The following is a 4530-nucleotide window of genomic DNA, read 5'->3' as shown; positions in this document are numbered from 1 at the left end:
CTGTCTTAAACGCTTTATAAGCGCGTTTCAGCTTATATAGGTAAAAACCCAGAAATGTTGTGAAGACGTAAAGTGTGCATAGTGCAAAAAATTAAAAATAAGACGCCAATTACGTAATACTGTTGTCATTTAATCTGCACAGATTGAAGATAAATGAATACCTTCAGTACCATGATAATGGGGCTGGCGAAGGGTGTCAAGTAAGTTTTTTCGTTTCTACTGAATGATAGTTGTGGCTTGGGAGGTAGTGCAAGAAGTCTACTGATGGCTTTCAAGGCAGTTGAGCTTAATTATTAGAGTAGTAATGTTTATTTTTATATTGACTATTGAGGTTTATTATTTTATAACTAAAAACTTAGTTATTTTAATGAGCTTGAGTTTATAACATATGCCTACGATAAATCAATTAATACGTAAGGGTAGATTAGGATTGACCCATAAGAAAAAGGTACCAGCTTTGGGAGAAAGCAACCCTCAAAGGAGAGGTGTTTGCACTAAGGTGTATACTACAACTCCTAGAAAGCCTAACTCAGCACTCCGTAAAGTAGCCAGAGTAAAAATTAGTGGGTATGGTGAAGTGACGGCTTATATACCTGGTGAAGGTCATAATTTACAAGAACACTCTGTTGTTTTGATACGTGGTGGGCGGGTTAAAGATTTGCCAGGTGTGCGTTATCACATAATAAGAGGTGCCCTTGATCTGCGTGGTGTGCAAAATCGAAAGAAAGCTCGTTCAAAATATGGTGTAAAGAAATCTGGTTAAAGTTTATGGCTCGTCGGAATAAAGCAAAAAAAAGAGAAATAAGTCCTGATTCGCGTTACGGCAGTGTTTTGCTGATGCGTTTCATTAATACAATCATGAAATGTGGTAAAAAATCTACTGCAGAAAAGATTATCTATGACGCTTTGTCTTTAGCTGAAAAGAAAATAGGCGAAGGTGGGTTATCAATTTTTGAGACAGCAGTAGGAAATGTTACTCCTTCTATAGAAGTGCGTTCTCGACGCATTGGTGGTGCAACTTATCAAGTACCTGTTGAAGTTCGACAAGATAGAGCGGTTTCTTTAGCGTTAAGGTGGATTGCTAAAGCAACTTCTGCTGCTCGAAAAAAGAGTGGAAAAACCACTGTTGATTGTTTGCAATCTGAAATACTGGATGCTTATAATAAACGCGGTGGTGCGTTTAAGATGTGCGAAGAAAAATATAAAATGGCTGAAGCTAATAAGGCATTTTCTCATCTTCGTTTTTAATGTTAGCTAATTAATTGTGATATGGAAATTGGAATATCTAAATACAGAAATATAGGGATAATGGCTCACATAGATGCTGGTAAGACTACCACAACAGAGCGTATTTTATTTTATACTGGTAAGCAAAATAGAATTGGTGAAGTGCACGATGGTGCAGCTTCTATGGATTGGATGGAGCAGGAAAAAGAGCGTGGTATTACAATCACATCTGCTGCAACAACATGTTTTTGGAATGATCATAGGGTCAATATAATAGACACTCCTGGTCACGTTGATTTCACTATTGAAGTTGAGAGATCTTTAAGGGTTTTGGATGGTGCAGTTACTGTATTTGATGGAGTTGCTGGAGTTGAACCTCAATCTGAGACAGTGTGGCGTCAAGCTGATAAATATAGCGTTCCTCGTATCTGCTTTGTTAATAAGATGGATAGAATAGGGGCAAATTTTTATCGATGTGTTGATATGATAAAGACGAAGCTTGGTGCAGCACCTTTAGTTATTCATTTACCAATAGGGAGTGAGAAAGATTTCAAAGGTATAATTGACCTTATTTCTATGAAAGCCATTATATGGCAAGAAGAAACGTTGGCCGCTAAATTTTCTTATGAAGATATTCCTTCTGATTTGCTTGATAAGGCTCAAGAATATCGAAATCTTTTATTAGATGCTGCAGCTGAGATGGATGATGAAGCGATGAATACTTACTTTGAGTCTAATGATCTGCCAGTAGATTTACTGAAAAAATGCGTGAGAAATGGGACCATTAAAGGAAAATTTGTTCCTGTGTTATGTGGATCAGCTTTTAAAAATAAAGGCGTACAACCACTTTTAGATGGTGTGGTTGACTTTTTACCTTCTCCTATTGATGTTGATGTAATTGTTGGAATTGATCCTAAAGATTCAGAAAAGAAAATTGAGGTCAAACCTTCAGAAAAAGAGAAATTTGTTGCTCTTGCATTTAAAGTGATGACGGATAAATTTGTAGGCAGCTTGACGTTTATCCGTATTTATTCTGGTAAATTAAAGTCTAAATCTAACGTTTCAAATGCGTTAAAAAACGAAACTGAAGGGATTGGCAGAATGTTACTTATGCATGCAAATAACCGAGAAGATATAACTGAGGCTAGGGCTGGAGATATAGTTGCTTTAGTTGGGCTAAAGAAAACAACCACCGGAGATACTTTATGTTCTGTTGATTTTCCTATATTATTGGAGCGTATGGAATTTCCTGAGCCTGTTATTGAAATTGCTGTGGAACCTAAAACCACTTCAGATCAGGAAAAATTAGGTATTGCTCTAAATAGGTTGGTTGCAGAAGATCCTTCTTTAAGAATGTCAGTAAATGCGGAAAGTGGCCAGACTATATTGAAAGGCATGGGTGAGCTCCATCTTGAGATTATTGTTGATAGAATGAAGCGCGAATTTAACGTTGAGGCTAACGTCGGTGCTCCTCAGGTTGCATATCGTGAAACTATCACTAAATCTGTTGAAATTGATTACACTCATAAAAAACAATCTGGTGGAGCTGGTCAGTTTGCTAAGGTTAAAATAAAATTTGAACCTCTTGAGCCTGGTTCTGGGTTTCAATTTGAAAGTAAAATTGTAGGTGGTGCTATTCCAAAAGAGTATATTCCTGGGGTAGAAAATGGCTTGGAGTTGATAAAAGAAGGTGGTATAATTTCGGGATTTCCGTTGATTGATTTTAAGGCTACCCTTCTTGATGGTGCTTTTCATGAGGTTGATTCTAGTCCTTTAGCTTTTGAACTTGCTGCTAAAGGTGCTTTTAAAGAGATGGCAAATAAAGCTGGTCCAAAAATGCTGGAGCCTATAATGAAAGTTGAAATCATTACTCCTGAAGAATATATGGGTGATGTTATGGGTGATATAAATAGTAGAAGAGGAAATGTTGCTGATATGCTCGATTTAGGTAATAATAGTAAAATAATTACTGCTTCGGTACCTCTTGCAAATATGTTTGGTTATATCAACGTTTTGCGTTCTATGTCTCAGGGAAGGGCGCAGTATAGTATGCATTTTTCTTGTTATGAGCAAGTGCCACAATATGTGGTTGATGAGTTAAAGTTAGAGTATAATTAAGGGTAATAATTATGACAGCAGTAGTGGAAGCATTTGGAAAGCCGCATGTAAATGTGGGAACAATAGGACATGTGGATCATGGGAAGACGACGTTAACAGCGGCGATAACGAAGCATTATGGAAATTTTGTAGCGTACGATCAGATAGATAAAGCGCCAGAAGAAAGGAAGAGGGGGATAACGATAGCAACAGCGCATGTTGAGTATCAGACGGAAAAAAGGCATTATGCACACGTTGATTGTCCTGGACACGCTGACTATGTAAAGAACATGATAGTAGGTGCAGCACAGATGGATGCGGCGATATTGGTAGTGTCGGGGGTTGATGGGCCAATGCCACAAACGAGAGAGCATATATTGCTGGCGAAGCAGGTAGGTGTTGGATATATCGTGGTGTATATAAACAAAGCTGATGTTGCTGATGCTGATATGATAGATTTAGTAGAAATGGAAGTGAGGGAATTACTGAGTAAATACGGATTTCCAGGGGATGAAGTGCCTGTGGTGGTTGGTTCAGCGCTCAAGGCGCTGGAGGATGACAGCAGCGAATATGGAAAGAAATCAATAGACAAATTGATGGAAAAGTTAGATGAATATGTAGCGGTTCCACCAAGGCCTGTGGATTTACCATTTTTATTGCCAATCGAAGATGTATTTTCGATATCGGGGCGAGGAACAGTGGTAACAGGAAGAATAGAGAAGGGAGAGATAAAGACGGGAGAAGAGATAGAGATAATAGGTCTGAAAGCGACGCAAAAGACGATATGCACAGGTGTAGAAATGTTTAAGAAGTTGCTGGATAAGGGAAGTGCAGGACTCAATGTAGGAATATTGTTAAGAGGAACAAAAAGAGAAGAAGTAGAGAGAGGGCAAGTATTGGCAAAACCGGGGACGATAACGCCGCATAGAAAGTTTAAGGCGGAGGTTTATATATTAAAGAAAGAGGAAGGAGGAAGGCATACACCATTTTTTGCGAATTACCAGCCACAGTTTTATTTAAGGACAACGGATGTAACTGGGAGCATAAAATTGCTAGATGGGAAGGAGATGGTAATGCCAGGAGATAATGTGAGTGTAGAAGTAGAATTGCAAGTACCGATAGCAATGGATAAGGGATTGCGTTTTGCGATAAGAGAAGGCGGTAGAACTGTTGGTTCTGGTGTTGTTTCTGAAATTTTGGAGTGAG

At 38.4% G+C, this 4530-nt stretch carries 4 protein-coding genes; all 4 read left to right on the top strand.

Translation table 11 applies throughout. The features are described from left to right. Positions 1-388 precede the first annotated feature (388 nt). The 4 genes from rpsL to tuf are packed head-to-tail and all read left to right on the top strand — an operon-like array spanning position 389 to position 4529. A complete protein-coding gene (gene rpsL / locus ACIPNH_RS06580) occupies positions 389-763 on the top strand; it encodes a 30S ribosomal protein S12 (protein WP_006279787.1) in 375 nt (124 codons plus the stop codon). 5 nt (positions 764-768) lie between these two features. Then, positions 769-1248 (top strand): 30S ribosomal protein S7, encoded by a 480-nt coding sequence (gene rpsG, locus ACIPNH_RS06575; protein WP_007549313.1) that lies wholly within the window; start codon positions 769-771, stop codon positions 1246-1248. Positions 1249-1269: 21 nt separating this feature from the next. Then, positions 1270-3345, top strand: a complete 2076-nt coding sequence (gene fusA / locus ACIPNH_RS06570) for an elongation factor G (protein ID WP_400772340.1) — start codon at positions 1270-1272, stop codon at positions 3343-3345. Positions 3346-3356: 11 nt separating this feature from the next. Further along, positions 3357-4529: an elongation factor Tu gene (tuf, locus tag ACIPNH_RS06565; protein WP_010962309.1), complete on the top strand. Its 1173-nt coding sequence runs from the start codon at positions 3357-3359 to the stop codon at positions 4527-4529. Position 4530 lies beyond the last annotated feature (1 nt).

Origin of the sequence: Wolbachia endosymbiont of Drosophila barbarae (assembly GCF_044752445.1) — a bacterium.
Lineage (GTDB): Bacteria > Pseudomonadota > Alphaproteobacteria > Rickettsiales > Anaplasmataceae > Wolbachia > Wolbachia pipientis.
The sequence above is the reverse complement of the archived record's forward strand: the minus strand, read 5'-3'. Positions and strand labels throughout refer to the sequence as shown.